Source organism: Microcoleus sp. N9_A2, from assembly GCF_036701775.1.
In the GTDB taxonomy this organism is placed as follows: Bacteria; Cyanobacteriota; Cyanobacteriia; order Cyanobacteriales; family Microcoleaceae; genus Microcoleus.
The window spans coordinates 1-1,509 of record NZ_JAUBRH010000149.1 but is presented as its reverse complement, the minus strand read 5'-3'; the positions used below and the strand labels follow the sequence as shown (position 1 = coordinate 1,509).

Genomic DNA, 1,509 nt, shown 5'->3' with positions numbered 1-1,509 from the left:
GTAAGGATTCAGGTCAAAAAAAACTTAAGTGACGGCATCTGGTAAAATAAACGAATGAAAAAGCCCGCAGCCACCAGACAGAAGGAAAAAACCGAAATCGAGCAGTTGAGCCAAGCTGAACTGGTAGAAATGGTACTGGGGCTGCAAAAAATCATTGCAGAATTGCAAGAAAAACTAGCTATTGCTACGGGAAAAAGTCGAACCACCAGTCAAACTTCATCAAAACCTCCATCAACGGATCTACTCCAAAAACCAGAGAAACCCACAGTCAAACCAGAAGCAGACCAAAAAAAGAAACCAGGTGGACAACCAGGTCATCAGGGGAAAACTCGTAAAGGGTTTGGACGAGTAGACAGAACCGAAATTAGCTCACCGGAAATCTGCCTCAATTGTGGCAGTCAAGAATTAAGTGAAGTAATTAACATCCACAGACAGCAAGTAGCAACTTTAGTCGCGAAACCAATTGAAGTCGTCGAATATCAGACACAATCGTGTAAATGTCTCGAATGTGGTGCAGTAGTTAGAGGAGAACCACATCAAGGAGTGGTTCCAGGGCAAGACTTGAGCGTTAATCTCCAAGCATTATTAGTCTGGTTAGGAAATTATGGGCATCTTTCTTACGCCAAGCAGACTGAATTGTTGTGGGAACTCGGCAGGATAGAAGTGTCCGTAGGAACACTCCAAAAAACCAATCAACGAGTAGCAGCAGCAGTCAAGCCAGCGATAAATGCACTGTGGAAATGGGCCCCTCTACAATCAAACGTTCATGTAGATGAAACGCCCCCGGTGTGTGATGGGAGTCAAAGAATGGCTATGGACGGCTAGTGGAGAAGGATTCTGTTTATTTCATGCCGCAGATACCAGGGGGCGCGTGGAACTAGAAACCATGCTGGGTAAGGAATTTGCGGGAGTCTTAAGCTCAGATGATTTCAGTGTTTATAATGGTGTGAAAGTCGCAGCCCAACAAAAGTGTCTGGCCCATTTACGGCGGCATTTTAAGAAAGTGCTGGTACTTCCTGGCAATGATAATGCAGCAGTCGCTCAAATATTTCTGTCATTAATAGATGAAGCTTTTATCGCCCATGAGTCGTGGCGCAAGACGAAGGAGCAACTCACATACTACTCATGGGCAACTGATTTCAAAATACGATTGAATCAAGCCCTTGCCACTTGGTTGAACCAAGTTGGTTATGCCGCAGGTTTGTTACTCAAATCCTTACGGGATAAGGCAAAACAGTGGTGGTATTTTCTGGATGACCCCTCGGTGCCTCCTGATAATAATAAAGCCGAACGTTCCCTACGCCTAGCTGTCACGAAACGGAAAGTTTCTGGTGGCTCTCGTTCGATGCAGGGATTTGAGGAAACGGCTAATCTGCTGAGTGTGATTCAAACCTGTCGTTTTCAAGCTCGCTCAGTAATGACTTTTTTCCGTGAGGCTATTTCTGCCCATTCTTGTGACTACTTTCCTATGCCCGAGCTCATTCCCATTTTTCAGACCTGAATCCTTAC

Annotated in this window: 1 pseudogene; it reads left to right on the top strand. The window is 45.1% G+C overall.

The window, feature by feature from the left end:
- Positions 1 to 54: 54 nt before the first annotated feature.
- A pseudogene (gene tnpC, locus QUA44_RS30465) lies at positions 55 to 1,501 on the top strand (IS66 family transposase).
- Positions 1,502 to 1,509 lie beyond the last annotated feature (8 nt).